The sequence below is a fragment of the Caballeronia sp. GAFFF1 genome (genome assembly GCF_023630705.1).
In the GTDB taxonomy this organism is placed as follows: Bacteria; Pseudomonadota; Gammaproteobacteria; order Burkholderiales; family Burkholderiaceae; genus Caballeronia.
Window position 1 is genome coordinate 42,645 of sequence record NZ_JALQEM010000041.1, and the last position, 26,602, is coordinate 69,246.

The 26,602-nt window shown below is 61.5% G+C and carries 21 protein-coding genes and 2 pseudogenes; 18 read left to right on the forward strand and 5 right to left on the reverse strand.

Going from position 1 to position 26,602, the window contains the following annotated elements; translation table 11 throughout:
• Positions 1-33 precede the first annotated feature (33 nt).
• Positions 34-1,275, reverse strand: a complete 1,242-nt coding sequence (locus tag NCR37_RS25555) for a D-amino acid dehydrogenase (RefSeq protein WP_250475607.1) — start codon at positions 1,273-1,275, stop codon at positions 34-36.
• A gap of 261 nt (positions 1,276-1,536) precedes the next feature.
• Between NCR37_RS25555 and NCR37_RS25560 the strand changes: the two genes are divergently transcribed.
• From NCR37_RS25560 to NCR37_RS25595, 8 genes are read left to right on the forward strand one after another with little or no spacing between them, the layout of a single operon-like run.
• A complete protein-coding gene (locus NCR37_RS25560) occupies positions 1,537-1,884 on the forward strand; it encodes a RidA family protein (RefSeq protein WP_250475608.1) in 348 nt (115 codons plus the stop codon).
• Between the two features lie 14 nt (positions 1,885-1,898).
• Entirely contained in the window at positions 1,899-2,690 is a 792-nt protein-coding gene (locus tag NCR37_RS25565; RefSeq protein WP_250475609.1) for a maleate cis-trans isomerase family protein, read from the forward strand.
• A 30-nt stretch (positions 2,691-2,720) separates the two neighbouring features.
• A complete protein-coding gene (locus tag NCR37_RS25570; protein ID WP_250475610.1) occupies positions 2,721-3,821 on the forward strand; it encodes an ABC transporter substrate-binding protein in 1,101 nt (366 codons plus the stop codon).
• 25 nt (positions 3,822-3,846) lie between these two features.
• Positions 3,847-4,740: a branched-chain amino acid ABC transporter permease gene (locus NCR37_RS25575; RefSeq protein ID WP_250475611.1), complete on the forward strand. Its 894-nt coding sequence runs from the start codon at positions 3,847-3,849 to the stop codon at positions 4,738-4,740.
• The gene (locus NCR37_RS25580; protein ID WP_250475612.1) at positions 4,733-5,620 is read left to right on the forward strand and encodes a branched-chain amino acid ABC transporter permease; all 888 of its coding nucleotides are present in this window, start codon (positions 4,733-4,735) and stop codon (positions 5,618-5,620) included. Before NCR37_RS25575 ends, NCR37_RS25580 begins: the two co-directional genes overlap by 8 nt.
• Positions 5,617-6,414, forward strand: coding sequence for an ABC transporter ATP-binding protein (locus NCR37_RS25585; protein ID WP_250475613.1), 798 nt, complete (start codon positions 5,617-5,619; stop codon positions 6,412-6,414). Before NCR37_RS25580 ends, NCR37_RS25585 begins: the two co-directional genes overlap by 4 nt.
• Complete coding sequence (locus NCR37_RS25590; protein ID WP_250475614.1) at positions 6,411-7,130, forward strand: ABC transporter ATP-binding protein; 720 nt, start codon at positions 6,411-6,413, stop codon at positions 7,128-7,130. The genes NCR37_RS25585 and NCR37_RS25590 overlap by 4 nt, the downstream gene beginning before the upstream one ends.
• Entirely contained in the window at positions 7,127-10,627 is a 3,501-nt protein-coding gene (locus tag NCR37_RS25595; RefSeq protein WP_250475615.1) for an indolepyruvate ferredoxin oxidoreductase family protein, read from the forward strand. Before NCR37_RS25590 ends, NCR37_RS25595 begins: the two co-directional genes overlap by 4 nt.
• A 36-nt stretch (positions 10,628-10,663) precedes the next feature.
• Here NCR37_RS25595 and NCR37_RS25600 read toward each other — a convergent pair whose 3' ends face one another.
• On the reverse strand, positions 10,664-11,386 hold the full coding sequence (locus NCR37_RS25600) for a GntR family transcriptional regulator (RefSeq protein ID WP_250475616.1): 723 nt from the start codon (positions 11,384-11,386) through the stop codon (positions 10,664-10,666).
• Between the two features lie 488 nt (positions 11,387-11,874).
• On the opposite strand from NCR37_RS25600, the pseudogene NCR37_RS28620 reads away from it, so the two are divergent.
• Together NCR37_RS28620 and NCR37_RS28625 are read left to right on the forward strand one after the other, a co-directional pair.
• Positions 11,875-12,102, forward strand: a pseudogene (locus tag NCR37_RS28620) (ATP-binding protein); the annotation flags it as partial.
• Positions 12,103-12,181: 79 nt separating this feature from the next.
• A pseudogene (locus tag NCR37_RS28625) lies at positions 12,182-12,379 on the forward strand (response regulator); the annotation flags it as partial.
• A gap of 71 nt (positions 12,380-12,450) precedes the next feature.
• Here the strand turns inward: NCR37_RS28625 and NCR37_RS25605 are convergent.
• Positions 12,451-13,983, reverse strand: a complete 1,533-nt coding sequence (locus NCR37_RS25605) for a hybrid sensor histidine kinase/response regulator (protein WP_250475617.1) — start codon at positions 13,981-13,983, stop codon at positions 12,451-12,453.
• Positions 13,984-14,016: 33 nt separating this feature from the next.
• Complete coding sequence (locus tag NCR37_RS25610; RefSeq protein WP_250475618.1) at positions 14,017-14,817, reverse strand: alpha/beta fold hydrolase; 801 nt, start codon at positions 14,815-14,817, stop codon at positions 14,017-14,019.
• Between the two features lie 805 nt (positions 14,818-15,622).
• Here NCR37_RS25610 and NCR37_RS25615 point away from each other — a divergent pair.
• The 4 genes from NCR37_RS25615 to NCR37_RS25630 all read left to right on the forward strand — a co-directional run bounded on the left by NCR37_RS25615 (position 15,623) and on the right by NCR37_RS25630 (position 19,565).
• Entirely contained in the window at positions 15,623-15,838 is a 216-nt protein-coding gene (locus NCR37_RS25615; RefSeq protein ID WP_250475619.1) for a hypothetical protein, read from the forward strand.
• Positions 15,835-17,019: an extracellular catalytic domain type 1 short-chain-length polyhydroxyalkanoate depolymerase gene (locus tag NCR37_RS25620; protein ID WP_250475620.1), complete on the forward strand. Its 1,185-nt coding sequence runs from the start codon at positions 15,835-15,837 to the stop codon at positions 17,017-17,019. Before NCR37_RS25615 ends, NCR37_RS25620 begins: the two co-directional genes overlap by 4 nt.
• A 983-nt stretch (positions 17,020-18,002) precedes the next feature.
• The gene (locus NCR37_RS25625; RefSeq protein WP_250475621.1) at positions 18,003-18,884 is read left to right on the forward strand and encodes an NmrA family NAD(P)-binding protein; all 882 of its coding nucleotides are present in this window, start codon (positions 18,003-18,005) and stop codon (positions 18,882-18,884) included.
• Between the two features lie 219 nt (positions 18,885-19,103).
• On the forward strand, positions 19,104-19,565 hold the full coding sequence (locus NCR37_RS25630; protein ID WP_250475973.1) for a MarR family winged helix-turn-helix transcriptional regulator: 462 nt from the start codon (positions 19,104-19,106) through the stop codon (positions 19,563-19,565).
• 335 nt (positions 19,566-19,900) lie between these two features.
• On the opposite strand, the gene NCR37_RS25635 is transcribed toward NCR37_RS25630, so the two are convergent.
• Positions 19,901-21,481: a bifunctional AfsR/SARP family transcriptional regulator/alpha/beta hydrolase gene (locus NCR37_RS25635; RefSeq protein ID WP_250475622.1), complete on the reverse strand. Its 1,581-nt coding sequence runs from the start codon at positions 21,479-21,481 to the stop codon at positions 19,901-19,903.
• 85 nt (positions 21,482-21,566) lie between these two features.
• Here NCR37_RS25635 and NCR37_RS25640 point away from each other — a divergent pair, with 85 nt between their 5' ends.
• From NCR37_RS25640 to NCR37_RS25655, 4 genes are all read left to right on the forward strand, one after another.
• A complete protein-coding gene (locus tag NCR37_RS25640) occupies positions 21,567-22,949 on the forward strand; it encodes an FAD-dependent oxidoreductase (RefSeq protein WP_250475623.1) in 1,383 nt (460 codons plus the stop codon).
• Between the two features lie 487 nt (positions 22,950-23,436).
• Positions 23,437-23,673 (forward strand): hypothetical protein, encoded by a 237-nt coding sequence (locus NCR37_RS25645; protein WP_250475624.1) that lies wholly within the window; start codon positions 23,437-23,439, stop codon positions 23,671-23,673.
• A 459-nt stretch (positions 23,674-24,132) separates the two neighbouring features.
• Complete coding sequence (locus tag NCR37_RS25650) at positions 24,133-26,316, forward strand: hybrid sensor histidine kinase/response regulator family protein (RefSeq protein WP_250475625.1); 2,184 nt, start codon at positions 24,133-24,135, stop codon at positions 26,314-26,316.
• The gene (locus NCR37_RS25655) at positions 26,285-26,488 is read left to right on the forward strand and encodes a DUF1330 domain-containing protein (protein WP_250475626.1); all 204 of its coding nucleotides are present in this window, start codon (positions 26,285-26,287) and stop codon (positions 26,486-26,488) included. Before NCR37_RS25650 ends, NCR37_RS25655 begins: the two co-directional genes overlap by 32 nt.
• The last annotated feature ends 114 nt before the right edge of the window (positions 26,489-26,602 follow it).

Here is a 26,602-nt window from a genome sequence, read left to right on the forward strand (position 1 = left end):
TTGGACGACGCATGTCAGGCCTGCATGACCGTGCTAGGCCAGCAGGCCCTCCATCGGAATCGCCGGCGATTTCCCGGCGACAAGATCGGCTGTGATGCGGGCCGATCCGTGAGACATGGTCCAGCCGATATGACCATGCCCGGTATTCAGGTAGAGGTTGCGGTACTTCTTGCGTCCGAAGAACGGCAGGTTGGTCGGCGTCATCGGACGCAAGCCCGCCCACATCTGCGCGTGCTCGTAGTCCCCGCCATCCGGATAAAGCTCCTCTGTGACACGTTTCATGAAAGCGAAGTCGGACGGTTTGTGCGAAGTGTCGTACCCGGCGAATTCAGCGGTCGCCGTCACGCGAATGCGATCTCCGAAGCGTGAGATGGCGACGAGGTTGTGCTCGTCCACGGCCGCGACTTCCGGCGGCGCCTTGTGATCGCCGATGGGTATCGTCAACGAATATCCTTTGATCGGATAGATCGGCAAGTGGATGCCGATCTGTCCCGCCACCTTTGGGCTCCATGTCCCGAGCGCGAGCACATAGGCGTCGCCGCTGACCGTTCCGCGGCTCGTCGCGACACCAGTAATGTCGCTGCCCGCGGTCTGAAAGCCGTCCACCAGCGTGTCGGTCATGAACGTGCCGCCGCGCGCCGCGACCCTCTCGGCGAGCGAGCGCGTGAACTTCGCCGGATCGCCCGTCTCATCCGTCGGGCAGTGAATCGCGCCTGCGATCTTCTCCTTCACACTGGCAAGCGACGGATCGACGGCCACCACTTCGTCGCGGTTCAGCACGCGTATGGTTTGCCCGTCAGATTCCAGCAGCTTCATTTGTGCGATGCCGCGATCGAGCGATTCCTGGCTGCGATGAAAGTAGAGAATGCCCCGATCGTTGCGGTCATAGTCGATGCTTTCCTCGCCGAGCATCTGATGCAGCACGCTTTGCGAGTACGCAGCGAGCCGATGCTTGAGCAGTGTATTGCGCCGCGCTTTCTCCACGGTGCACTCGAGCAGAAAGCGCCACGACCATGCATAAAGCCGTGGGTCGGACGAGAACTTGAAACGCAGTGCCTGATCCTTCATGACGATGGACTTGAGGAGTGTCATCGGTGCCTTGGGGGACGACCACACGAACGAATGACCGGGCGCGACCATGCCCGCGTTGCCCCAGCTCGTCTCCGCGGCCACCACCGGCTGCCGCTCGATCACGACCACATCATGGCCGTCTTTCTGCAACTGGTACGCAGTGGTGACCCCGACCACGCCCGCCCCGAGCACGATTACCTTCACGATGTTTCCCCATGTGCCGACGTTTCCCGCTTCGAACTGTCGACACTAATGTAGAAAGAAAAAAAGACGGCAGCAAGCCTGTTGCAGACTATAGCCCTTGAATACAGCGAAAATCAGCAAATTTCAGCGTTTTGCAGGTCCGAGCAAACGAGTACTTGCTTCCGCGAATTTTATTCTGATAGTGTCGACACTGTTGTCGAGACTAAAACTGGTTCCGAACCTTCGCGAGGCGCGTCGCGCTTCGTCGCTACAGGAGAAGTCATGCAGATGCAGCGTTTCGAAAGCGGCAAGCGGATGAGCCAGGCGGTCGTGCACAACGGTTTCGGCTTTCTCGCCGGACAGGTGGCCGACGATACGAGCGCCGACGTCAAAGGTCAGACCACACAGATTCTCGCGAAGATCGACCGGTTGCTCGAACAGATCGGCTCCGACAAGACGCGCATTCTGTCCGCGAACATCTGGCTCGCCGACTACAACACGTTCGCGCAGATGAACGAAATCTGGGACGCGTGGGTGCCCGAAGGCAATGCGCCGGCGCGCGCGTGCGTCGAGTCGAAGCTCGCGTTTCCGCAGTACACCGTGGAAATCGCGGTCATCGTCGCGATCTAGTGCGGGCAATCGACATGAACGCTCCAGATGCGCTGTCCCAGTACCAGCGGCTCGGCTTCTCGCTCGATGACGGCATCGCGCGGCGCGCCGCGATCGGCCTCGTCGTGCTCGCGACCGACCACACGATCGAATATGAGTGGCGCAAGCTGCTCGCAGCTGATGGCGTCGCCTTTTATGAAAGCCGCATCGCCAATTCGGCCGACATTTCGCCGGAAACGCTCGCGCAGATGGACTGTCTCATTGCGCCGGGCGTCGCGCTGATTCGGCCCGGCCAGCGCCTCGACGTGGTCGCGTTCGGCTGCACGTCGGCCTCGATGGTGCTCGGCGAGGAACGCGTGTTCGAACGCATCCGCGAAGCCCGGCCGGGCGTTGCCTCCACGACGCCGATCACCGCTGCACGCGTCGGCATACACGCGCTCGGCGCCCAGCGTGTCGCGCTGCTCACGCCCTATGTGCGCCGCATCAACGAGTCGATGCGTGCGTATCTCGGTGCGCGCGGCGTCGATGTCGTGAGAATGGGCTCGTTCGAGCATGCTGACGACAACGAGGTCGCGCGCATCGATGCGGCTTCGGTGCGCAACGCGGTGCTCGAACTCGGCCGCCACGACGACGTGGACGCAGTGTTCGTGTCCTGCACGTCGTTGCGTCTCGTCGATGATGTCGTCGCCATCGAAGCGAAACTCGGCAAGCCCGTGCTGTCGAGTAATCACGCGATGGCGTGGCACGCGTTGCGTCTCGCAGGCGTCGCTGACGTGATGCCGCAATTCGGCCGCCTCTACACGGTTCAGCCTACCCGCTCGCATTGATCGCGCAGTCCCACGTCTGGAGATGCCACTATGAAAAGAGCAAAAGTCCTCGGTGCCGGCCTCGCGGTGAGCGTGTTGCTGACGGCGGCGGGCGCGGCCTTCGCGCAAACGGTGTCCATCGGCGCCATCCTGCCGTTGACGGGCGCGAGCGCGTCAGTGGGTGAGGATCAGCGGCGCGGCGCCGAACTCGCCGTCGAACAGGTGAACGCGCACGGCGGCGTGCTCGGCGGCAAACTGAAGGTGATCGTCGAAGATTCCGGCGGCAGCGCGCCGACGGCGTTGAGCGCCGCGCGCAAGCTTGTGTCGGTCAACAAGGTGCCTGTCGTGCTCGGCGAATTCTCTTCGGGCATCACGATTCCGATTGCGCAATACGTCGTGCAGCAAGGCGATGTGCATCTGAACATCGGTTCGTCGAGTCCGCAGATTCGCAAGATCGGCGATGGATCGTTCAGCGTGATCGGCCTCGACGATCTCTCCGCGCGCTTCGCCGCCGACGATCTCTACGCACAGAATCTGCGCAATGTCGCGTTCATCGCGCCGAACAATTCGTATGGACAGGGCGTTGCGCCGGAGTTCAAGAAGCGCTTCGAATCGCTCGGCGGCAAGGTGACGTCTATTGTTATGTACACCGAAGGACAATCAACCTATCGTCGGGAATTGCAGCAGATGTCGAAGACGCAGCCGCAGGCGTACGTCTACAGCGCATACGGTCAGGAAGCCGCGACCATCAATCGGGAAGCCTACGAGCTCGGGCTCAACAAGGCGAAGTGGTACGGCATCTATCTGACCATGTGCACGAGCGATACCGTCGCGCAAGCCGCACACGGGCAGGAAGGGCTGGAAGTCGCGTCCATTGGTGACGCGGGCAAGTCGTATCAGCAGGCGTATCAGCAGAAATACAAGGAAGCGCCGAAGTCCGCGTTCGGCGCCTACGTGTATGACGGCGTGATGGTGGCGGCTTCGGCCATCAACAAGGCGGGCGCGGCGGACCCCGCGAAGATTCGCGCCGCGCTGCATCAGATGGGCAATTATCAGGGCGCAACAGGCACCATCGCGTTCGACGCCGAGGGGCAGCGCAAAGAGCAGCCCTACGACAAGGTGAAATTCGAAACGACGGTCGTCGCACGCTGACGCGCGCCATTGCCGGGAGACCTTGATGCTGCAGTTCGTCATCGATCTTCTCATTCGCGCGTCGGACATCGTGCTCGTCGCGGTCGGCCTGTCCGTCGTGTATTCGCTCGTGCGCTTCCCGAATGTGGCGCACGTGCAGTATGCGATGACAGGGGCGTTCGTCACGCTCGGCATGACGAGGGCGGGCGTGACGTTCGCGGCTGCACTGGCGGTGTCGTGCGTCGCGACGGGATGTCTCGCCGTCGCGCTCAACGTGTTCGTCTTCCGGCGGCTGTTGCGCTCGGGCAGTTCCATTGCAATGGTCGGCTCCCTTGCCGTATCGATGATTCTTATCGCCGTGGTGCTCGGCACCGCGGGCTCGAGGCCGCTGCGTTACAGGACCGCGCTCTCGACGCCGCTGCAAGTAGGCTCAACGATGATCTCCGTCGATCAAATCACGTCGATTGCGTGCGGCTTCGGGTGCGTCGCCTTGCTCGCGCTTCTGCTGTTCAAAACCGGCGTGGGCCGTTCGATGCGCGCGATGGCGAGCAACCCGGCGCTCGCGGCGGCAACGGGCGTGGACGGCGCGCGCGTGCTGAACGGCATCTCGTTCCTGAGCGGCGCGCTAGCGGCGCTCGGCGGCACCATGCTCGGGCTGACCGAAAACGTGCACGTGGACCTGGGCACGAACCTGCTGCTGCCCGTGTTCGCAGCAGCCATTGTCGGCGGGCTCGGCAATCCGCTGGGCGCGGCAGCGGGGGCGGTCCTCATCGCACTTGCGGAAACGCTTGCAACGAATATCGACTTCGGCTGGATGGTCGGACGCTCGGGCGTGTATCTTCCGGTCAGCTACGTGGGCGCGGCGTCGTTCGTGATCCTGCTCGCCGCGCTGCTTCTGCGGCCCTATGGACTCTTCGACCGGGAGGTGCGCCGTGTCTAGTTTCCTGCTGCACGTCGCGACACTCGCTTGCATCTACGCGTTGATGGCGCTCGGCCTCAACCTTCAGGCGGGCATCGCGGGCTTGCTCAATTTCGGCTTCGTCGCGTTCGTCGGGATCGGTGCTTATGCGACCGGCATCGCCTCTTCCGCAGGATGGCCGTGTATCGTCGGCATCGTCGGGGGCATGGCGGGCGCGATGCTCGTCGGCTTCGTGATGGCGCGACTGGGGCGCAATCTCGCATCCGATTACTGGGCCATCGCGACGCTCGCCATTGCCGAACTGATTCGCACAGTTGCGCTGAATGAAGGCTGGCTCACGGGCGGCGCGCAAGGCATTAGCGGCATTGCGCCGCTTGTTTCGCGGCTCACCGGCGCGCGAAGCGACATTGCATTCTTTCTTCTCGCGGTGGCGCTGCTTGCAGCCGCGTTCGTGGTCTGCGCGCGTCTCGCGTGCGGACGCTACGGGCGCGCGCTGCGTTTGATGCGCGAAGAGCCCGGGTTGGCGCAAAGTCTCGGCTACCGGCTCGTGCCGATGAAAACCACGGCGACGATGACGGCCGCCGCCATTGCCGCCACAGGCGGTTCGCTGCTCGCGCTATACATGAGCTTCGTCGGGCCGGACTTCATGTCCGCGTCGGAGACGTTCGCCATCTGGACTATGGTGATGATCGGCGGCCTCGGCAACAACGCGGGTGTAATGTTCGGCGCGCTGCTCGTCGAAGCGATTTATAGCGCGGTGCCCTTCGCCAAGGACTACATCGACATCGGCACCGATGTGGCGGGTGCCGTGCGGCTCGGCGCAATTGGCTGCATCCTGCTTGCCTGTCTGCTACTGCGGCCGGGCGGCCTGCTGCCCGAGCGGATCCGGAGAACCGTATGAGCGTCGTGTTGAAGCTGCGGGACGTGTACAAGTCATTCGGCGGCAATCACGTGCTCACGGGATTATCGTTCGACATCTCAAGCGGTGATTTCGTCGGCTTGCTGGGACCCAACGGATGCGGCAAGAGCACGGTGCTCAACGCCATTACCGGCTATTGTCCGATCGAGCGCGGCAGCATCGAAGTGAACGGCCAGCGCGTGGAAAGTCTTCCGCCGCACGAAGTCGCCGCGCGCGCGGTCCGGCGCACGTTCCAGCTTCCGTCGATGCCTGCGCGCATGACCGTCGGCGAAGTACTGATGGCCGCTTCCACGCAACGTCATGGACTCTTCGCGACGCTCTTGCCGTCCGCGCGCACGAAGCGCATCGAAGCGCAAACGCGTGAACGCGCGCGGCAGTTGCTCGATGAACTGCTGCTCGCGAAAGTCGCGCATCTTCCCGCTGCATCCTTATCGGGCGGACAGAAGAAGCTGCTCGGTATTGCGTGTGCGCTGATGGGGGAACCGTCGCTGCTGTTGCTCGATGAACCGATGGCGGGCGTGCATCCGAATCTGCGCGCGGAACTGAGGCGCGTGCTGCGAAGCATCAACGAGCGGGGCGTCACGCTGGTCGTGGTGGAACACGACATGCATTTTATCGCCGAGACGTGCGTGCGCTGCATCGTGCTCGATCGCGGGCGTACCGTCGCGGACTGCAGGCCGTCGGAACTGGAGCATCACGAAGGTGTGGTCGAAGCGTATCTCGGGCGCACGACGAAGACCGCCGCGCCGCTGAGCACGATCGGAGCAACGGCATGATCACGGTCAGCAACGTCGTCGCAGGCTACTCGCGCGATGTCGACATTCTGCGCGGCGTGTCGCTCGCGGCGAAGGAACTGGAGATCGTGACGATTCTCGGGCCGAACGGCTGCGGCAAGTCGACCTTACTCAAGACCGTCGCGGGCTTTCTGATGCCGAGGAAGGGCGCGGTGCATCTGGACGGCATCGACGTGGGGCAGGTGAGTGTGCACCGCAAGATCCGCGCGCATCGCATCGGCTTCGTGCCGCAGACCGACAACGTGTTCGGCGCGCTCACCGTGTGGGAAAACCTCGCGCTCGGCGGACAGTTCATGCCCGAGCGTGAGCGCAACGCGCGGCTCGATGAACTGTACGCGAGCTATCCGATATTGAAGACCAAACGCAGGGCGCGCGCCGCGAGTCTCTCCGGCGGCGAGCGGCAGATTCTGTCGCTTGCGCGCGCTTTGATGCCGCGCCCGCGCTTTCTCTTGCTCGACGAGCCGTCGGCGGGACTTTCGCCCCGGATGCTGGCCGAAGTCTTCGATGCCATCGTGCGCCTGCGCGATACGGAGCACGTCGGCGTGCTGATGGTCGAGCAGAACGCGGCGCAGGCGTTGCGCATTTCCAATCGCGCGTATGTGCTGTCGATGGGTCAGGTCGCGCTGGAAGGTCATGCCGCCGACTTGCTCGCCAGCGACGAGATGCGGCGGCTCTATCTCGGCGGCAGCGTGCAATGACGACGAACCAAAAGAACGAGGAACGCGACGTGGCTTTGCGCAAGGTGACACTGGAGGACAAGTACACGCTCGACCAGGGGCGCGTGTTCATGACGGGCGTGCAGGCACTCGTGCGGCTGCCGCTGATGCAGCGCCGTCGCGACGATGCCGCAGGTCTTCGTACCGCCGGCTATATATCGGGTTACCGCGGCTCCCCGCTCGGCACATACGACGCCGAGCTGCAAAAGGCGAAGACGCATCTGGATGCCGCGCATGTCGTGTTCGTGCCGGGCGTCAACGAGGATCTCGCTGCAACCGCCGTATGGGGTTCGCAGCAAGCGGAGGCGGGCGGCGAAGGCAAGTACGACGGCGTGTTCTCGATCTGGTACGGCAAAGGCCCTGGCGTCGATCGAAGCGGCGACGCGTTTCGTCACGCGAATCTGGCGGGATCGTCGAAGCATGGCGGCGTGCTCTTGCTGATGGGCGACGACCACACATGCGAGTCGTCGACCACGTGCCATCAATCGGAGTTCGCGCTCATCGACGCATCCATTCCGGTACTGAGTCCGAGCGGCGTGCAGGAGATACTCGATTTCGGCTTATATGGCTGGGCGATGTCGCGCTATTCGGGCTGCTGGGTCGGACTCAAGTGCGTGAAGGATACCGCGGATGCATCGGCCGTGATCGACGTCGATGCATCGCGCGTCGATGTGGTTCTGCCCTGCGACGTCGCCATGCCGCCCGATGGCCTCAATCTGCGGCAACCCGATACGCCGCATGCACAGGAATATCGCCTGCATAACTACAAACTGGACGCCGTGCGCGCGTTCGTGCGCGCAAACCGGCTGGACCATACGGTGCTCGGACGCGAGGGCGCGCGCGTCGGCATCGTCACGCATGGCAAGAGCTATCTCGACCTTCTTCAAGCCATCGACGACCTGGGCCTCGATGAAACGCGGCTTGAGACGATGGGCGTCGCGATCTACAAGGTCGGTTGCGTGTGGCCGCTCGAACCAGAGGGCGTGCAGGCGTTCGCGCAAGGCAAGGAAGTCCTGATGGTGGTCGAGGAGAAGCGCAGCCTGCTGGAAGCGCAGATCAAGGAGATTCTCTATGGCAAGCCGCGCGCGCCGGCCATCATCGGAAAGAAAGACGAAAGCGGCGGCAAGCTCTTTCAGGCGGAACTCGCGCTCGACTCCGTGCAGATCGCCATTGCGCTCGGCGAACGGCTTGCGTGTCTCACGAACGATATCGGGCTGGGCGAACGCGTCGCGTTCCTGCGCGCATTGCGGCGCATGACATTCGCGCCGGAGCCGCTGTCGCGCAGCTTTTACTTTTGCAGTGGCTGCCCGCATAGCTCATCGACGGTCGTGCCCGAGGGCAGCAAGGCCTACGCGGGCATCGGTTGCAGCTGGATGGCGCAGACCATGGACCGCAGCACGCTCGGCTATACGCAAATGGGCGGCGAAGGCATGACATGGGTGGGCGAGGCGCCGTTCTCGAAGCGCGCGCACATGTTTCAGAACATGGGCGATGGCACGTACTTCCACTCGGGCCTGCTCTCGGTGCGTGCCGCGATTGCAGCGCGCACGCGCATCACTTTTAAGATTCTTTTCAACGATGCCGTCGCTATGACGGGCGGTCAGCGTCACGACGGACCACTCAATCCGCTCACGATCGCGCAGCAGGTTCGCGCGGAAGGCGTGACGCGCATCGCCGTGGTGTCCGACGATTCGTCGAAATATCCGCATGATCTGGCATGGCCGCAAGGCGTCACGATTCATCATCGCTCGGCGTTGCAAGATGTCCAGAGCGAGTTGCGTAATGTCGATGGCGTGAGCGTGCTGATCTACGACCAGACGTGCGCGGCCGAGAAGCGACGCCGTCGCAAGCGCGGACAACTGGCGGACCCGCCGAAGCGCCTCTTCATCCACGACCTCGTCTGTGAAGGCTGCGGCGATTGCGGCGTCAAGTCGAACTGCGTGTCGCTCACGCCGCTCGAAACCGAGTTCGGCCGCAAGCGCGCCATCGACCAAAGTGCCTGCAATAAGGACTATTCGTGCAACGAGGGCTTCTGCCCAAGTTTCGTGACCGTGCATGGCGGCACGTTGCGACGCGTGCAGCGCAAGCCCGATACGAGCTTGTTTCCCGCGTTGCCGGAACCCGCGTTGCCGTCGCTGGATGCGCGCGTGTTCTCCATCGTCGTGACGGGCGTGGGCGGCACGGGCGTCGTGACGATCGGCGCGATCCTCGGCATGGCGGCGCATCTGGAAGGCAAGGGCTGCGGCATTCTCGACATGGCCGGGCTCGCGCAGAAGGGCGGCTCCGTGTGGTCGCATGTGCGCTTTGGCGCGAGTCCGTCCGCGATCAAGGCGATTCGTATTGCGACTGGCGGCGCGGACGTGGTGATTGGTTGCGATATGGTCGTCGCGGCAAGCCACAAGACGCTTGCGATGACACGCCGCGCCGCCACGCGAATGCTCGTCAATTCGCATGAAGCGATGACCGGGGATTTCACACGCCAGCCCGATCTTGCTTTCCCGTCGGCCGAACTGCGCGCGACGCTGACCGAAGCAGTGGGCGAGCGTCATGTCGAATTCGTCGATGCCACAGCGACTAGCCGCCGTCTCTTCGGCGACACCTTAGCGAGCAACATGTTCATGCTCGGCTTCGCGTATCAGCGTGGATGCATACCACTCCGCGCCGATGCAATCGCGGCGGCCATCGAACTGAACGGGGCATCCGTCGCGCTCAATCTCGACGCTTTCACATGGGGACGGCGCTTTGCTGCAGAGCCCACGCTTGCCGCGCGTCTGTCCGAAACCGCCGATGCAGCGCCGTCGTCGCGACGCTCGACGACGCTGGATGAAATGATCGAACGCCGCGTGCTATATCTGACCGCTTACCAGGATGCGGCGTATGCGGCGCATTATCGTGAACTTGTGGGCCGCGTGCGACGCTGGGAAGGCGCGGTGTCGGCGCGCAGCGAAGGCGTTTCGCGCGCGGTCGCGCAGAACCTGTTTCGCTTGCTCGCGTACAAGGACGAATATGAAGTTGCCCGATTATTGACCGCACCAGAATTCATCGATGGCTTGCACGCGCAGTTCGACGGACCGGTGCGCGTTGCGTTCAATCTCGCGCCGCCCGGCATCGCGCGACGTAATCCACGCACGGGCGAGCCCGCGAAGCGCGAATTCGGTTCGTGGATGTTGCCGGTCTTGCGCATGCTCGCGCGAGGCAAGGCGCTGCGCGGCACGCCTTTCGATCCTTTCGGGTACACCGCCGAACGGCGCATGGAACGCGAACTGGTGCAGCGTTATCAGGAGACCATTGCGACGATCATCGAACACGGCACCGCGCGCAATCTTGCGGCGGCATTGCGCGCGGCGTCCATCGTCGAGACGATTCGCGGCTATGGCCATGTGAAGGCGCGCAATGTCAATGCGATAGACGCGCAGTGGCGCGAGGCCGTGAAGCAATTGAGCGCGCCCGTGGTGATTCCGTTGCAACGCGTGGCGTGAGACGTCGGCGAACGTGCAGCGAAGCAACGCGGGCGTTCAGCGCGAGAAGAGCCGCACGACGCCTGCATCCACCACCCGCGCGATTTCTTCCATGCGCCAGGTGATGTGCGATTCCGTCAGCGCACGGCATCGCTCGATATCGCGTGCTTCGATGGCATCGAGAATTTCGAGGTGCTCCGCGAAGGCATCGTGGCCGCGCTGTTCCAGATCCATCCAGCGCACGAAATGAATGCGCGCGTTGATGCCGTATAGCGCGCGAACCATTTCGTTATTGCCCGCGAGCGCGACGAGCCGAACGTGGAACTCTTCGTCCTTGATGGTGAGTTCGGCGGCGCTGGTCTGAGCCTTAGTCTTCAAGACTTCCTTCCAGAACTTGCGCAGCGCGCGCAAATCCTTGATGCTGGCACGCTCGGCCGCCAGCAGCACGGCGGACGATTCGATGCTGCGCCGTAGCTCGAAGAGATCGAAGATATCTTGCCGATGCAGTTCGCGCGCGAAAAAGCCGCGATTCGGCACGAAGTGCAGCAGACTTTCGGCGACGAGGCGGTTGAGGGCTTCGCGCAGTGGCGTGCGGCTCACGTCGAAACGCTGCGCGAGTTCCAGTTCGTTCACGCGCTCGCCGGGGCGGATAGTGTAGACCACCGCCATTTCCTTCAATTGCTCGTAGAGCTCGTTGACGGTCAGGCCCGGGCGCTTCGGCGGCGTCGTCTCGCGAACGTTCGGACGCGTCTCCCGCAAGAGAGATGAATACCTGGGCATGTCTCGTCAGTTCCTTTGCTTGCTTAGGCGGCTTGACGGCAGCGCGGCTTCATGCGCTGACGGGAGGTTCCGACACAGATAATACAACAGTGCCCACAGCTTCACCCACAATGTACAGAGGCGCCCCATCGATCGGCGGGAGCAGAAATCCGGAAGTGCGCTCGCTGTCGCACTCTGTTGGTCACGCAATGCGGGATCAAGGGTTGCGTGAAACCGCACGACCGCCGCATACGTGTCAACGCGCGAAAGCTTGCAGTTGCGGTTTAGGATTGGCTGGAGTTCGGCGAGCGTCCGTGAACGAGCTTCGCGATGCCATCCGCACTGCGTAGTGGATTTCTCCGTAGACATCGCGGGAACGGTGGAGAGTCATCGAGCACGCATCCAGCAGCTCCTGTCAGACCTTCTGACCAATGCGCTTAGCCACGGTGCCAAGGCGGATCCGTCACTTTGATGAACAGCTGGCTGACGGATGACTCCAACTCACAGTTCGAAACAGCGACGCAGAGATTGCCGAAGACGTACAAAGCGAAGTGTCCAAGCCTTACTATCGGCCCGCGAATAGCGCTGCTGGTGCCGGTCTGGGGCTTGGTCTCGCCATTTGCAAGCAGATTGTGTCCGTTCATGACGGCACCCTTCACGTCGTCTCAACGGATGCGGAGGGCACGAGCTTTACGATCCGCAATCGTCAGAGCCCCTCAGTCAGCGACGCGGCATGACGGTTGCGAATACAGGTAAAGCATCTTTTATTGGTGACCATGAAGCGTGTCCTGCTAGTAGACGACAGATAGGGATCTGTTGCAAGCCCTAGACACTCTGTTCCAGCTTCATGGCTTTGAGGTTGTCTGTGCGACTGACGGCGTAACGGCGCTCGCGCAGGCGCAAAGGACGTCGCCTGACCTCATCATCACCGACTGGAAGATGCCACGGCTCGACGGTATCAGGCTTTGCCGATCTCTGCGGGCGCTAGGCCGATTCGCGAACGTACCAGTCGTGCTTACTTCCAGAAGGAGGCTCCTGACGGGGCCCGAGTTTGGGACCTGTTTCTTCGCAAGCCCATCGATTTCCTACTGCTTAGGCCCGTCATCCGGCGCGCCATCGGGAGTGCCTAACGCTTGGCATAGCTCGTCGACGTCAACCGGCTTGGTAAAGTGCACGTCGAACCCGGCGTCGAACGCCTTTGTCTTGTCTTCCTGCTGACCCCAGCCGGTCAGAGCGATAAGGGTCAGCCGAGCCCCGCCCATCTTGCTCCGTATTCGCCGCGCGAGTTCATAGCCCGACATATCTGGTAAGCCGATGTCGAGCACTGCGGCGTCGAAGTAGCCATTGTCGAGTACCGTCAACGCCGCAGCGGCGTCAGACGCGACGGAGACCGTATTACCCTGCACTTCGAGCACTGCGGCCAAGCTCTCCGCCGCATCCCGGTTGTCGTCCACGACCAGGATTCGGCGCGGCATCGGTGCCGCTCCCGGCTCGACTGTTGCTTGCTCTGAAGTCTCCGACTCGCACATGGGCAGGCTGACGGTGAAGCGGCTACCCTTGCCAGGACCCTCGCTATGCGCCTCAACCTTGCCGCCGTGCAGATCGACAAGCATCTTGACGAGCGCGAGCCCGACGCCGAGCCCATCGTCCGAGTATCCCTTCGGGCGCCCCAGCTGAACGAACATACCGAACACCGACCCAATGTTCTCGGGCGAAATGCCGATACCAGAGTCGCGCACGGTGAAGACGGCCTCATCACCGTCTCTGTAACCCGCGATCATCACGTCGCCACCGGGCGGCGTATATTTGACTGCGTTGTTGAGCAGATTCTGCATGATCTGCAGCAGACGGGTCGGATCGGCATCGACGGTCAAGCTTGACGGGAGTTCGACGGTCAAACGATGCGAAGCGGCTTCGATCCGTGGACCGGATGCTTCGACGGCTGCACGCATCATGTCGGCGAGATCCAGCGGACGCTTGCGAAGTTCGATCTTTCCCTCGTTGAAGCGGGCGACGTCCAGCAAGTCATCCACCAAGTGGGAAAGCTGAGCCAATTGCCGTTGTAGGACTTCTCTAGCCCAGCGCAGGCGCTCAGTATCGACGACGTCGTCTTGCAGTAACGCAAGTACGTTAGACATTGGTGCGAGCGGATTGCGAAGCTCGTGCGCCAACGTCGCCAGAAACTGATCTTTCAAGTCGCTTGCCTTCTTCAGCTCGGACTCCGCCTGGCGCTTGGCCTCGAGCGCACGCTCCGCATTTGTTTTGGCCTGAAGGAGCTCAATTTCAAACTTGTGGCGGTCGTTCACCACCATGAAGGCGAATCGGTCAATGTCGCCGCCTGCGCTTTCGCTGCGGGATGCATTGACCAGCATTGGCAACCTCGCTCCATCGCAGCGGACCAACTCAAGCTTTAGCTCGGCCACCGATCGTTGCAGCTGCAACAGCGGTCCCCAGTGCGTCTGCTGAAAGAGCCGCGCACCGATGGTTAGAAGGTCTGCTACCTTTCGCCGTCCGACAAGCTGGTCGCGCTCGTAGCCCAACCACCGGCAGAATGTGTCATTCGCGTAGAGAATCGATCCGTCGGCCGACGCTGTCAGAAGCCCACAGGGGGCCTGCATGAAAGCATCGTTGTTTGACGGACCGCTCATCGGCTAAAGATTCCGCTCGCGCAGGAAGCCCACCATGGCATCGATGCTCGCGTCCGGTGAACTGAGATGCGGGCAGTGCCCGATGTTGCGCACGATCGACAGAGCACTCCCCGGTATCATTTCGCTCATGTATCTGCCGACACCAACGGGGGCTAGAAAATCGTCATCCGACTGGACGATTAGCGTAGGGGTGGTTACTCGGGAAAGATCCGCGCGATGGTCCGCTAGGAACGTGACCCGCGCAAAATGCTTGGCGATCTCCGGATCGGTTCTGCAGAAACTGTTCGTTAGCTCGTCGCGCAGTTCGGGCTTATCAGGCACACCCATGATCGCGGGCGCCATTGTGCTAGCCCAGCCAAGATAATTATGCTCGAGCGTTTCTAGCAGTCCTTCGATATCTTCGCGGGTGAACCCACCGACGTAGTCGCCGTCGTTGATGAATGACGGCGACGGACCGATCATCACGTTCGCCGAGAAGCGGTCCGGCCGCTCAATGGCGGCAAGCATGCCGATCGTAGCACTGACCGAGTGTCCGACAAAGATGGCCTCGGGGCAGTTGAGTTCGTCAAGTATCTCGATGACATCGGCGGCATGCCCCCTCAGGGACGCATACCTATCACGGTCGTAGGCGCTTAGCTCCGACTTTCCGCTACCGACGAGATCAAACAGGATGGTCGTATAGCGTTGCGCGAGGGTAGGGGCGAGGAATCGCCACATAGTTTGGTCGCAGCCGAACCCATGAGCGAAGATCATTGCAGGACCTCGACCTTCAATTCGGACGTTATTACGTGTCAGGGGGTTCATTGAGCTGCTGGCTTCGTGAAATTAACGCCGTTTTGTGATGGCATCGTTCGGGCGGTAGGCGGCAGGGTACCAGTTTTGTCCAAAGACTGTACAAGTACATCGGCGTGACGTCGACGCATTTGCTTTCTCGTTGGCCCCGCTTAGAACCGACCATTACGCGAACTTCACGGTTGAAACGCCACGACGCGACGTGGCGATGTGGCGTCTGAGACCAGATGAAGTCGTCGATTCAGCTCAAGGCGGCGGTCCTGCGCAACGTCGCCCTCGCTGACCGGTTTCGAGCCTAGGCGCTCGGCGTTAGCCTACCTATTTTCATTGTATCGCCTGCGTTCCCCGCTGAGACCGACGGCGGATCCACGCGCTCGCTCGGCTCATGCGTGGGTCGCCCCGGTGAGATTTTCGCATTGCTGCTAGCAGATGCGCGAAGCCTCGAAGGCCAGGGTGCGTCGTTTGTTCCGATCCAACTTCGGTAATCTTTCCTCGAGCATGCACAGCGACTGATTATATGCGCCCGCTCTTGGACTCCATTGGAGGAGAAATGAAATCGATGCATCCGTGCCGTGCACCGGACCGCTTCCGCGCCCAGACGATGGTTTGATGAAGATTGGCCTGCCATGACGAGACAACCGGCTCCACGCCGTGTCGCTGCAGCGGTCCTGGACCGCGGCTTGAATCCCCATCCGAGAAGAGGTTGGTAGCAGGCCGCTGATGCCATAAGTGGGGCCACAGAGGCGGGCTCGCCGCTTGCGTAGGTGTTGCTCGGTCTTGCGGTTGCTAGATGCGGCCCGCCAATGAGACGCATGAGATGAGCAAGGCGCAGGACTTAGAACAGAGCAAAAAAACGGCGACGAACGCGCCAAGGCGCTTTGATCCCTTCTTTTTAGCCTTTTGCTGCTTTCTTGTCCTGGTGGACGGGGCTTCGATCGCCCGTCTTTTGCGCTCCGGCGTGGCCGTTTGCTTCGTCTCCAACCTGCGCATCATGTTGGATGCGCACTCGATACGCGTAGGGAGACGTCAATGAATTTCTTCGCCCCGCTTTTTCTGGCGCATAACACTTTCTGGTCGTATGCAATGCCGGGCGCTTCCATATCCGGAGATTTCGTTTCCTGTCGCGACAATGCGGCCCTCGACCGCGTAGCGCAGGATTCGTCGCTGGCGCAGGGCGGCAATGCGCACGAACAGGTGAGCGAACGCGGTGTGCAGGGCAGTGACCATTTGACTTTGGCGGTACCCGCACAAACGCCCGCCGCTTCTCCTGTCTCATCGGCTGAAGACCGCGCGCTGCCGGCGACCAGGGGGGCGCAATGGTTGACTCACACGGTTGAGCGCAGCGGGGACACTCACCGCGCGAAGGTCTACATTCCAAGTGGCTACGACGGTCGGCCCTTACCGATGATGCTGATGCTTCACGGCGCCCAGCAGCATCCCGATGACTTCGCGGCGGGAACACAGATGAACGTGGCCGCAGAAGACGCCGGGTTCATTGTTGTGTATCCGGAGCAACCGGAAAGCGCCAATCTGCTGCGTTGCTGGAACTGGTTCATACCGTTGAATCAGGCGCGCGATACCGGTGAAACCGCGGCGCTTGCCGCCTTGACGAATGACCTTATCGCCCGGTTCAACGTCGATCGGGCTCGGGTATACGTGGCGGGCCTGTCCGCGGGTGGCGCCATGGCGATCAATCTGGCCGTAACTCACCCGGACCTTTACGCGGCTGCCGCTATCCATTCAGGCTTGGCATTCGGGGTCGCCAACGAGCACCTCTCCGCACTATGCGCGATGAACGACGGGCGAGGCACGATCTGCTTGCCGAAACGAAAAGAGGGCGGAGCTTCGATGGGCCCTGTGCCGCTGATTGTTTTCCACGGTGACGCGGATGACACCGTCCACCCGTTTAACAGCGAGCAGGTCATGGAGATGAGCCAGTTGTTGGACAGCCAAGCGGCCGACGCAAGGGTGTGCACAACGACGCAGGTCGAGCATGAACCGGGGCGCCATGGCTACACTCGGGACGTTTGGCGCGACCAAGGCGGATCGCTGCTTGCCGAGCGATGGGTGGTGCACGGTCTTGGTCATGCTTGGTCGGGCGGCCATGCTGACGGCAGTTATACCGACCATCGTGGGCCTGATGCCACCGCGGAGATCGTTCGATTTGTAAGCGAATTTTCGCTTGAGAATACGAGAAATGGCTCGTTGATGTAATTCAACACGAGCGGTTTCGAACCTAAGCCTAGCCGCTACTGTATCAAGTCACGTCGCTCGCTCTCGAGCGCCGGGCTCTCGTTGAGAAAGAATAACGTGACGCAGATTCCAAACGCCATCCCGGTAATGATCACTTCGGGCCATGCTAACCAGTAGCGATTTGCCGCCGGCGGAAGGTAAGCCTGGCGGCGATCTGGCGATTGACGTAATGCTATCTTAGCCGTTGTCGCTGGTGGTTCGGTGTACTGCACATCGCGACGCCTGCATCGACCATTGATGCTAGTACTCCTAGTGCGAATCATCAGGATTACGCGGGAGCAAGGATTCAAACCCAAGCCTGATCATACGGATTACAGGCATGAAAGTTCCGGAAAGGATGTTCGCCGCTCGGGACGAGCGGCGCGTAGCATGAACCGAGTGCAGTGAGCGACGGCATCCATCGGAAATTGGCGTAACAGGGAAGGAGTGCACTTCCATAAACACCGACCTTTCGACGCTCCCCGAAAGTGGAGGCGCCGCCCCACGCTAATGTAAGCGTTTCCGGGAGGGACGAAAGGCATTAAACGTTGCGAAATTCAAAAAGGACGGCCGGCCGTTCATCGGCATGTGGCTCTCGCTTGTCTGTACGACGATGCTCGCGCAACCAGCTGTGCAGTTCCCGACGAAGAGGGCGATGAGCCCATTATCGTTTAGGTTTGTTCGACGCTTGCCCTCGACCAAAGGCGTACGAGCCGACGACCACGCGTGTGGGCAGGCGTTGAGTAAACCTAAACGGAGAACAAGCCGAAACGGGAACGGCCTCCCTAGTGAGGCGGCCCGTCCCATCCGTCGCTGACTGCCGCCTGCCCGATGCGGCGTGGCGTTCATAGGGCGCGAAACGCACGGAAAAGCAGCCAGGGCAGGAATGCCTTGACAGTGAGAGCACATGCTCCTATCTTTAGAAAAGAGAGCATATGCTCTTAAACTTCGAACGGAGCGAAGCGATGAGCCAGGCTGAGATTCTTGTGAGCGGTGCAACGGGACGGACGGGAGGTACCGCTATCGACGAACTGCTCAAGATGGGCAGACGAGTGCGGGCGTATGTGCGCACAGATGATGATCGGGCAGCCGCGTTAAGGCAGCGCGGAGTCGAAATTGCCGTCGGAGACTTCACCGACATCGATGACATCCGGGCAGCGATGGAAGGAATTCGATCGGCCTATTTTCTTCATCCAATCGCGCCGGGAATCATCGGGGCCGCGGCCTACTTCGCGCAGGCGGCAAAGGAAGCGGGCGTCAAGGCGATCGTCAACATGTCGCAGATTTCGGCACGCCGCGAGTCGACGAGCCATGCGGCACAGGATCACTGGGTTTCCGAGCGGGTCTTTGATTGGTCAGGTGTGGCAACCACCCACTTGCGTCCTACCTTCTTTGCCGATTGGCTCGTCTATCCGCATTTTGCGAAGGAAATCTGGGCCAAGAAGGCGATCGAATTTCCCTTTGGCAACGGTCGGCACGCGCCCATCGCCACCGATGATCAAGGACGGGTCATCGCCCATCTCCTCGCCAACCCCGAAGGCCACGAGGGCAAGACGTACGCGCTCCATGGCCCCGTCGAGATGAACCATACCGAGATCGCCGACGCGATGAGCGAGGCTCTCGGCGCCCGGATCGAATACGCCCCGACCTCCATCGAGGAATTCCGGATCAAGATGGAGACCCTTTACAAGTTTCCGCCGTTCCTCACGCAGCATCTGGTCGAAGTCGCGCAGAACTACCGCGACGGTATCTTTTCTGGCACAAACGATGCCATCGAGCGGATCACCGGAAAGCCACCGCTTTCGGTCCAGGAGTTCATTGCCAAGAATCGGACGGCATTCGCGTGATCACATCCTTAAGCCTATCGAGGTTTAAATATCGCACACTCAATGAGCGTCACCCGTTTCTGGAGGGCAGTGTTGCGCGAACCCTTATCGGGCGCGATGAAATCTGACTCACCGTAAGCTGGCCCCGTCGCCACCGGCTTTCAACGAGAGGTGCCGCCGTACGTTCGCGCGGCGCGCGCGTAATATTCGGGCGATTAATGGAAATCAGGAGTGGAACAGATGTTGCCGGTGAACCAGCCGCTCGGAATCGATCAATGCAACTGCTTCGCCGCGAGGAAGGCGAGCAGGCAGATCTCCCGCCTCTACGATAGCCATCTTGAGCCCGCTGGTTTGCGTATCACGCAGTTCCTCACTTTGGCCGCCTTAAACGAGGTGGGAAGTACGCCGGTCAATGCGCTTGCCGAACGGCTCGATATTGAGCGAACTGCGATGGGGAAAATGGTTGGCTTCCTGGAACGCGACGGCTACGTCACGATCAAGCCGTCGCCCACGGACGGCCGAAGCCGTCTTATCGAGCTCACCGAGGAAGGACGAAGCCTGCACGAAAGGGCGGCCCCTCTCTGGCAGGAAGCGCAACGGAAGTTCGAGCAACTGAACGGCGTAGACAATGTCACGGCGTTACGGGAGGGATTGAGAGGGGTGGTCGTGGGCGACGTGTCGACGCGTTCGTCGGAAGACTAAGCCCTCCAGACGCATTTGCAACCCACAACGCGATTCATGAAGCCAGTAACCATTCGAGGGAGGGCATGAATCCCTCTGTCACTATTCCCAACGTGTGTGACCTTCTCCTTGGGGCGAGTTTCGAAAGCTGAGCCCACTTGGCGATGCTGGTATCTATGGCCGTCGATGAAGGCGAGAGTCCGACCCGATTATGACGGTTTCGAGGTGCGTTTGAGTCAGTCAGCTTGACTGCCGCAAACGGCTCTTGATAGTCGGGTATCGCAATCGCCGTCGGCCAAGGCCGGCCATCGAGCATGAACAACTGAGCGCAGTTGCTCAACGTCTCTTGGCCACAGTCAACCCGCAACAGTGCAGACGAACTGCTTGACCTCGTCGAGAACGGGTTGCTGATTGCCCGCGAAGGGCCAGTGATCCGCGCCGTCGAGCTCGACGAACCGCGCATGCGGGATGTGGCTGGCGAGATGCCGGCCAGCGCCGACGCGTACGGCCCGGTCGCCGGTTCGATGCAGCACCAGGGTCGGCACCGAGATCTGGTCGAGCAGATGCCGCACATCCACGTCGCGCAACGCCGCGAGCACTCCCTTGATGGCTCCCGGGCTCGACGCTGCGCGAAGCAGGCCTGCCCACCACGCTCTCGCCTGAGCATCGCCTGACAAACTCGGCGCGAATGTTTCAATGCCAGCGGGCCCGCCCCAGCCTGCGACGAGCTGCTGTAGCCACACGTCGTACTGACTCGCCTGAAGTGTGTGGGGATAGTCGTGCGTCGCGCTCCCCTTCGCCAAAGACGCGAACAGGATGAGACCCGCAAGGCGGTCGGGTTGATCGACGGCGAACTTGATGCATGCCGGTCCGCCTTCCGAGGCGCCAAACAGCACGGCGCGTCGGCTCCCGGCGGCGTCCAGCACAGTTCCGATGTCCTGCGCGGTCGCGTCGACGTCGGGTTCGTAACCGACTCTGTCCGAGAGCCCGACACCGCGACGATCGAGCAGGATGAGACGACCCATGCCGGCGATAGAAGACAGGAACGCCCGGCAGTGGGGCTGTTCCCACACCCGTTCGACGTGAGACACGAAACCGGGCAGCACCAGAATGTCGATGCCGCCGACGCCGTAAGTCTGAAAAGCGAGATGGACGCCGTCACTGCTGGCGTAGCGTGTCAATGGCGGGTCCTCGACAGGCGACGTTGCGCCGTGATCAAGTAGCGCGCAGGTCTCAGAGCCGGGAGCCACATTCAACTCGTCACGAAGGCGCTTCGTCAGAGCCTCGAGGTGCCGCTGGGCCGTGACTCGCTCTCCCGCGAGCAGAAGGTTACGGACGAGATGCCGGCCGTACACTTCGCTCAACGGATCGAACTCGATCAGGCGGCCGGCGTACTGAGCCGCGGCGGCGTAGTCGCCCGCCGCGTGCCTGCGGTGCACCACCCGCTCGAGTGCTTGCATGGCCCGGCCGCGCAGGGCCTCCCGGCGAAAGAAAGCCCACTCGTCGAATTGTGGGCAGTCGCCGGGCGAAAACCCGTCGAGAAAATCGCCGGAATACTGGCGGCACGCTCGTTCAAATTCCCCGCGGTCGCAGGCTTGCTCGAACAGCTGCGAATCCACCTGCAAAGTGATCGCTGCGGACCATCTGACCGCAGACCGGTCAATAGAAAGCGTCTCGTCGCCTAGCTCATGCTGAAGGCGATGCAACAGACGCCGCAGCCGCGCTCGTACAACCTCTTCAGACACTTCTGGCCACAACATGGTCGCAAGGACGTCGCGCCCGACGGGGCCCCCCGCTTCAGCCAGAAAGACCAGCAGAGCCAGGCCCTTGCGCAAGGGCAGCCGGCATACCCGATCATCCCGGCGGATTTCCGGGAATCCAAGCATTCGCACGCTGACAAGAGCCATAGCGAGGCGACCCTCGATGACGGCGTCCAAGGGACGCTCAGGGGACGAGCCGATCCTACCATCCCCTGCAATCGAGTCGCTGCGCTAATTGCGACCGATCTACTGGAGGATTGCCATGAACAAACTCGGTGAACATGCGGTCGTTATCGGCGCGAGCATGAGCGGGTTGCTTGCTACCCGCGTACTGTCGGATTTCTATACGAAAGTCACTGTGCTCGAACGCGACGCGTTCCCGAGCGCAGACGTGCCACGCAAGGGCGTGCCGCAAGGCCGTCATGCCCATGGGCTCCTCGCGCGCGGCAGCGCGGTACTCGAGGATCTGTTTCCCGGCTATAGCGGCGAGGTCGTCGCGCAAAGCGGCGGTCTAATCGGCGATGTCGCCAACGATGTCATCTGGATAGGCCACAACGCCAGGCTTGCTAACAGCGCCAGCGATCTGACCGGCCTGCTTGCAAGCCGTCCCGTGCTCGAAGGCCATTTGCGCCGGCGCCTCACGAGCTTGCCGAACATACGCGCGATCGGACATTGCGCGGTCCGTGGTCTCGCGACTGATTCCCTTTGCCGGCGCGTGACCGGTGTCCGCACGAATGCCGAGGGCAAGGCAGGCGAGATCATCGACGCCGACCTTGTCGTCGATGCGACCGGCCGTGGCTCCGCCAGTGCTGCGTGGCTTCAAGCGTTGAACTATCCATCTCCCGCCGAAGAGAGGGTCGAGATCGGCATCAGCTATACGACCCGTACGTATCGACGTCGCCCCAGCGATCTCGATGGCAAGCACGGTATCGTCATCGCCGGTAGTGGGCCGAACTGGCGCAACGGCGTCATGCTCGCGCAGGAATGCGACAGCTGGATCGTCAGTACCGGTGGTTATCTGGGCGACGATGCGCCCGACAACGACGAGGGCTTTCTCCGGTACCTTGCGACGTTGCCGGCCATGGAGATTCACGACGTTGTCGCCAGAGCGGAGCCTCTGTCGGATTTCAGGCGCTATCGCTACGTCGCCAACCTGCGTCGGCGGTACGAGAAGCTCGCCCGTTTCCCGGAACGTTACCTGGTTTTCGGTGATGCCATCTGCAGCTTCAATCCTGTCTACGGGCAGGGCATCACGGTAGCGGCAGAGGAAGCGCTAGCGCTTCAGCGGTGCTTGCAGGCGGGCCCCGACGCGCTTGCACGTCGATTCTATGGGGCGGCTGCCAGGATTGTCGATATTCCGTGGGACATCGCAGTTGGCAACGACCTCCGCCATCCGCGAGTCAAAGGCGCCCGCCCGCTGATGCGGCGTTTCGTCAACTGGTACATCGGCAAGCTGCACTGTGCCGCGACGCGCGATAGTGCGCTGGCGACAGCTTTTCTTCAGGTCGTGAACCTCATGATGCCGCCGTCGTCGCTGCTCGCGCCGGAAATCGCGAGGCGGGTCTGGCAGGGCAACTGGCGGTCCATGCTATCGGTCCCATCGCCTGCAAACGAGGCAGCGCGACGTAGCAGCGTATCGCCATGACCGGGCATCGGCTGCTCAGATACCCGCGCGAGCCTCCACCTTGCCCTTACACCAACACGTTATGGCATCCGCTTCGAACCGGACGTATGTGCCAGTGCGGCGAAGCAAAGCTCAGAAAACGGCTTCTTGTCGCCTTGACCCGGTACTTCTCGACCGCTCGCCGACGTGACGAAACGGCCGTTGGCCATCGAGAACGGGCTGCCAGCTGGCAGGGGACGCAACTGCAAACCTGTCGCAGGAAAGCCGGAGAAATGCGGTCTTTCTCATTTCGACGTCGCGATCGACGAACGTGGCCCAGAAAGTGCGCCTTTCTGCCACCGGCGGAAAGTCTTCGCCAAGCGCGGCTGGACGGCGTGAGAGCAGGCAAGAATGTGCCAACTCGTCGGGAAGTCGTGCATCAATCACGGGGCACGTAGAAACCTTTCGCCCACAGCCGGCACCGAATCCATGGTGTCGGGCATCCTCAAACGCTTCCGGAGAATGATCTATGACCAAGGTGACCTGCTCAGCCGCGGAAATTCAAAAAGCAATTAACATGAAACTCGAAGAGGCTGGCTTGGGCCCGACTTACCGTGTCGGCCTGCCCGTGCGTTTGACACCGCCAACCCATGACGGGCAAAACTGGCACTTCCTCGATGTCCTGACCGGCACGGTGGAAGAAATCACCATAGTGACTGCGGTGCTCAGCGACGCACGCCGCAGATACGTCTTGGCCGACGAGTGAAATGGTCCCTTAGTTCAGCACCGCTAGCCACGGGCCGTCCCTCTTTTCGGCTTTCCGCGGTGCGACGAGGGGCGACAGTCAGCCATGAAGGGACATTCGTTTTGCACGTCGCCATGACGCCCGCATGGCTGGTATTCGGCATCAAGCCGCCCTTCAAGCCGCTTTACTAAGTGACCGTCTGAGCCAATAAGCGGAACTGCCCCGTCAACCAAGTGAGCGACGAAGCGGCTGGCGGCGCCTGAGTCGTCAAGCGGCTTGGTGGTGCCAGCCATCAAGCGTGCGCCACGGAAAGGCGGTCAGTGGGCGAATGGAATGAGGGCTACCGTATAGAATGACGGGCCTTCTCGCGCCCTTCGTCGAGCGGGCTCTCAAATGCCACGACGACAGACACTACAGGGTTCCCAAGAAGAGACCGACCTAATCGCCAGGTCTCATTTTCGCCTCACGCGCAAGGTGTTGATGTCTGCACTCGCGTTGACTGTCATTGGTCCATGGTTTTTCCTCGCTGTTGTTGGGTGGGAAGACTGGCAGGATCGCTTGCTCGCTGCGCGCGATACGACTGAGCGTTCCACGTACATTGCCGAGGAACACGCGCAAAAGGTATTCGACATAGACAGTGCCCTGGCCGCGCGAGTCCTCGACACGCTGCAGGAGGACAGCCGCGACGCCTTCGTTCGTGACGAGCGTAACCGAGGTCTCTACGATTACCTCAGGCGCCTAGTGAACGGCTATTCGCAGGTCGACGCATTGTCGGTCTGGACGGCCGAAGGACGACTAGCTGCGACGAGTATTGCCTATCCGACGCCCGATCTAAGCATTGTCGATCGCGCTGACTTCCGTGACGCAAGCGCGAACCCGACCAAGCTGTATGTATCCGGCCCGTTGAAGGGGCGAGTGACCGGCAATGCAACGTTCAACGTCATGAAAGGTGACGTCCGGGCCGACGGAACGTTCGCCGGAGTTGTGTCGATCTCCATGTCAGCGGCGTACTTCGAGAATTTCTATAGTCAGCTAGCGGATGACAACCCAATCACCTTTGGCTTGATCCGTGGCGACGGTGCGGTGCTTGGCTGGGCGCCCCGTGCGGCTGCCCGACCAGAACGGATTTCGAGGGATACTCCCTTCTACCGGCTGCTTGCCAGTGGTCGCGATGCTGGCATGGTAAGGATGGTGTCGAGCGTTGACGGCGAGGAAAAGGTTTTGGCGTTCAGGCGCGTGGGGAATTACGACGCCTTCGTCACCGCGGGTATCGCGATCAGTTCGCTTCGATCAGCGTGGTTCGCACAGTTTTTGAGGGTGGCCCTAGCCACGGCCGTGCCGTCAGCGGCGCTGCTCTTGTTGTTGATCTTCTCACTCAGACGACTCGGACGTGAGGAACGACTGTGGCGGCTGGCGGAAGAACAATCGGCCATGCGTTCGTCGGTTGAATCGGCCGCAAGGGAAAGTCAACGACTTGAGACGCTTGGCAACATGGTTGCCCTCGTGGCGCACGACTTCAATAACCTCCTTATGGCGATCCTGGGGTACGCCCATGCTGAGGCCCGGACTAATCCCAAAGGCGGCAGCAGCGCAACGAAGGGAATCGTCGATACGGTGCAACGAGGACAACGCCTTACCAGACGGTTACTGTCGGTCTCGCGCAAGCAACCGGTACGGCCTGAGACGGTCGACCTCGCTGACTCATCTAGCACTATTGCGCTACTGCGCTCGGCACTTGGAGAAGGAGTCGTGGTCGTACTCCAAGTCGAACAGGGACTTTGGAACATCCACGTTGACCGGGCAGAGTTCGAGCTAGCGCTTCTTAATATCGCAATTAACGCCCGCGATGCCATGGCAGGACGGGGTCGGCTGCTTCTCGAAATGGCGAATGTCGGCCAATCGGAGAACGAGCTCGGCTCGCCGTCAGGAACAGGGTTCGTGAGAATTGCGTTGACCGACAACGGCAAGGGCATTGATCCCTCAACGGCGAAACGGGCGTTCGAGCCTTTCTTTTCGACCAAGCCGCCAGGGCAAGGTACCGGGCTAGGGCTGTCTCAGGTACAGGCATTCTGTGAGTTGTCGGGGGGACATTGCAGTATCGCTGCCGCTGCTGGAGGCGGCACAGTCGTTAGCTTGTTTCTGCCTCGTGCCCGATGTCGCAGCACCCAAGAAGAAAGTCGTTCCGCCGACAGTCCGATGCCCGACAAGCCGTTCGAAAGCATCAACCTGCTCGTTGTTGAAGACGACGAAATGGTCGCCGACGCGCAGGCAGCGATGTTTTCTGCGCTCGGATACGAAGTATCGCTTGCATCGACTGCGGATGAAGCGTACGGGCTGCTGCAGCCTCCGCACGCCTTCGACGCAGTGATCTCGGACGTACAAATGCCTGGCCATATGACCGGGATCGATCTCGCCGAATATCTTCAGCAGAGCCAGCCCGAGTTGCCGCTGTTGATGCTGACCGGCTTTGTTGACCAGGCTGAACGTCTGCGCGAACTGGGCGTGACTGCGTTCCTTAAGCCAGTCGTAGACATAGGCGCTCTCGACGAGTGGCTTCGACGAAGAGTCAACGCAGCATTGCGAGGGACGAGTGCAGGACCCGGAGTCGCCGCGTCGAGCGGACGCTTGGTTCATGCCGACGCAGACGCCGCTCGCCGTCGATAGCGGGAGCGGCCCCGGCGCAACGAAGGCGACGACGAAACGGCTGCCGGACCAGCAGGAACGCACCGGGGAATTCATCGTTCTGACGCGTATCGCCCACGCGCCGGAGGGCGTCGTTATCGCGGAGTTCCCGTGTACCGACGCCGCGCGTACGTGGTATGAAAGCCCGGCCTAACAAGAGGTTGCACAGCACCGGTTCCGGTGCGCTAGATCGCGCCGTTCTTGTCGAAGGCGTGTGACGCAAGCCGTCAACGTCAAGAGTCGACTGGTCGTTGGATGAGGCGATATC